Annotated in this window: 2 protein-coding genes; one reads left to right on the forward strand and one right to left on the reverse strand. The window is 71.4% G+C overall.

The window, feature by feature from the left end; genetic code table 11:
- Window positions 1–190: 190 nt before the first annotated feature.
- Window positions 191–1,570, reverse strand: coding sequence for a cation:dicarboxylase symporter family transporter (locus KBX53_RS27380; RefSeq protein ID WP_210862416.1), 1,380 nt, complete (start codon window positions 1,568–1,570; stop codon window positions 191–193).
- 97 nt (window positions 1,571–1,667) lie between these two features.
- Here KBX53_RS27380 and KBX53_RS27385 point away from each other — a divergent pair.
- A partial coding sequence (locus tag KBX53_RS27385; protein ID WP_210862417.1) for a sensor histidine kinase occupies window positions 1,668–3,159 on the forward strand: 1,492 nt, incomplete at its 3' end.

Below are 3,159 nucleotides of genomic sequence, written 5' to 3' on the forward strand. Positions count from 1 at the left end.
TTCGGATACCCCGATATTCAGAAAGCGGAGTGGATCACGGCGCGGACCGAGATCACGGCGCGGACCGGCAACACGGCGCGGACCGGGATCACGGGGCGGACCCGGGATCACGGGGCGGACCGGGGATCACGGCGCGGACCGGGGATCACGGCGGCCGGGGCCACCGCGAAGCCCGGTCCACGTCCGTGCATCAGGCCGACGCTCCGGCCGGCGCGGTCTCCCTCTCGTCGGGGCGCGGCGCCGCGTCGTCGTGCTCGTCGACCATCGTGGCCTCGTCGAACGGGTCGTTGCCGCTCAGCACCCCGACCGCCCGGTCCCGGTCGAACTCGCCGGTCCAGGTTCCCACCAGCACTGTCGCCACCGCGTTGCCGGCGAAGTTGGTCAGCGCCCGCGCCTCCGACATGAACCGGTCGATGCCGACGATCAGTCCGACCCCGTCGACGAGGTCCGGTCGGTGCGACTGGAGGCCGCCGGCCAGCGTGGCCAGCCCGGCGCCGGTGACTCCGGCGGCGCCCTTCGAGGCGATGATCATGAACAGCAGCAGCGAGATCTGCTCGCCGACAGCGAGTGGCTTGCCCAGCGCGTCGGCGATGAACAGCGACGCCATGGTCAGGTAGATCGCCGTACCGTCCAGGTTGAACGAGTAGCCGGTCGGCACCGTGATGCCGACGACCGGCTTGCTCACGCCGAAGTGTTCCATCTTGGCGATCAGCCGCGGCAGCGCCGACTCCGACGACGAGGTGGACAGGATCAGCAGGAACTCCCGGCCGAGATAACGCAGCAGCGAGAAGATCGAGATCCGGGCCACGAACCACAGCAGCGCGCCCAGGAAGACCAGCACGAAGATCAGACAGGTGACGTAGAAGCCCACCATGATCTGGGCGAGGCTCTTGAGGGCGTCCACGCCGGTCGCGCCGACCACGGCGGCCATCGCGCCGAACGCGCCGATCGGCGCCAGCCACATGATCATGGCGAGGACCTTGAAGACGACCCGCTGGATGACGGTGATGGCGCTGAGCACCGGCTCACCCCGCTGTCCCATGGCCTGGACGGCGAACCCGACCAGCAGGGCGACCAGCAGCGTCTGGAGCACCTTGCCCTCGGTGAGGGCGGAGAGCAGCGTCGTCGGGATGATCCCGAGCAGGAAGTCGGCGGTACCGGCGGCCTCGTCACCGGCGGCGGCCTTGCCCGAGCCGGCGAGGTCCGGGCCGAGGTTCAGGCCGGAGCCGGGGTGGATGAGGTTGCCGACGACCAGGCCGATGGCGAGCGCGACCGTCGACATGGTCAGGAAGTAGCCGAGGGCCAGGCCGCCGACCTTGCCAACCTTCGCGGCCTGCCGGACCGAGCCGACGCCGAGCACGATGGTGCAGAAGATGACCGGGCTGATCATCATCTTGATCAGGTTGACGAAGCCGGTGCCGATCGGCTTGAGTTCCTTGCCGAAATCGGGGGCGACCAGGCCGACCACGATGCCGGCGACGACGGCCACGATGACGGCCAGATACAGGTAACGGGTACGGTCCCGGCGGACCGCCGGCGCCGGGGTGGTGGCGGATGTGGTGGTGTCCATGTCGACAATGTGAAGCGCGTCTCACCCGTTGACAGCCTTGCGGTCATTCTGTTCACCGCGATGGCAGCAACGTCGGCGCGACGAGGAGGTGGTGGAGGTGGCCCGACGCCAGTGGAGCATCGCGGGGCAACTCTTCGCCCTCCAGGCGATGGTGGTGACGTTGCTGGTGCTGGCCGGCGCGGCGGGCGCCGTCTGGCTGGCCCGCAGCGACTCCCGCCAGGCCGCGCAGGAGGAGGTGCTCGCGGTGGCGCAGACGGTGGCGCGCTCCCCCGACGTCCGCGCCGCCCTCACCACCGCCGATCCGGCCAGCATCCTGCAGCCGTACGCCGAATCGACCCGGGTGGCCACGGGCACCGACTTCGTGGTGGTGATGGCCCCCGACCGCACCCGTTTCTCACACCCCACCCGCGAGCGCATCGGCCAGCCGTTCGTCGGCGAGATCGGGCCCGCCCTGGCCGGCCACCCCTTCACCACCACGAACGTCGGCACGCTCGGCGAGTCGGTGCGCGCTGTCGTTCCCGTGTACGACGAGCAGCGGAACATCGTCGGTCTGGTCTCGGTGGGCATCACCACCCGGGCCATCGACCGTAAGCTGCTCGGCCAACTGCCGGTGCTGTTCGGGGTGGCCGCGCCGGCTCTGGCGCTCGCCGCGACGGGCTCCTGGCTGCTCAGCCGCCGGCTGCGTCGCCAGACGCACGGTCTGGGGCCGGCGCAGATGACCCGGATGTACGAGTACTACGACGCCGTTCTGCACTCGGTGCGGGAAGGTCTCGTCGTGCTCACCACCGATCGTCGGGTGGCGCTGGTGAACGACGAGGGCCGCCGACTGTTGGGGCTCGACGCGGACGCGCCGGTGATCGATCAGCCGGTGGCCGGGATCGACCTGCCGCCCGCGGCGGCCGAGTTGCTCGACTCCGGGCGCGACGCCCGCGACGAGCCGATCCTCGCCGGTGACCGGGTGCTCGTCGCCAACCAGCGGACCGCCCGTTTCGAGGGCGCGGCGCTCGGCACCGTGCTGACCCTGCGCGACCAGACCGAGCTGCGCACCCTGGCCAGTGAGCTGAATTCGGTGCGGGCGCTGACCGAGGCGTTGCAGGCGCAGACCCACGAGTCGGCCAACCGGCTGCACACCGTGCTGACCCTGGTCGAGCTGGGCCGCACCGAGGAGGCCGTCCGGCTCGGCACCCGCGACCTGGCCCTCGCCCAGCAGCTGACCGACCGGGTGGTCGGCGCGGTGACCGAACCGGCGCTCGCGGCCCTGCTGCTCGGCAAGTCCGCGCAGGCCGGCGAGCGCGGAGTGGACCTGATCGTCGAACCGGACTGCCGCCTCGACGACAGCCCGCTGCCGACCGCTGACCTGCTCACCGTGGTCGGCAACCTGGTCGACAACGCGCTCGAAGCGGTGGCCGGCACCCCGGCGCCCCGCCGCGTACGCGTCTTCGTCGGCGCGGCCGACGACGAACTGGTGGTCCGGGTCGCCGACAGCGGCCCCGGGCTGGCACCGGAGCGGGTCGCCGACGCGTTCCGGCGCGGCTGGTCCACCACGAGCACCGGCCGAGGTCTCGGCCTGGCGCTGGTCGGGCAGGTGG

It is taken from the genome of Micromonospora sp. M51 (assembly GCF_018070305.1).
GTDB classification, from domain to species: Bacteria; Actinomycetota; Actinomycetes; order Mycobacteriales; family Micromonosporaceae; genus Micromonospora; species Micromonospora parva.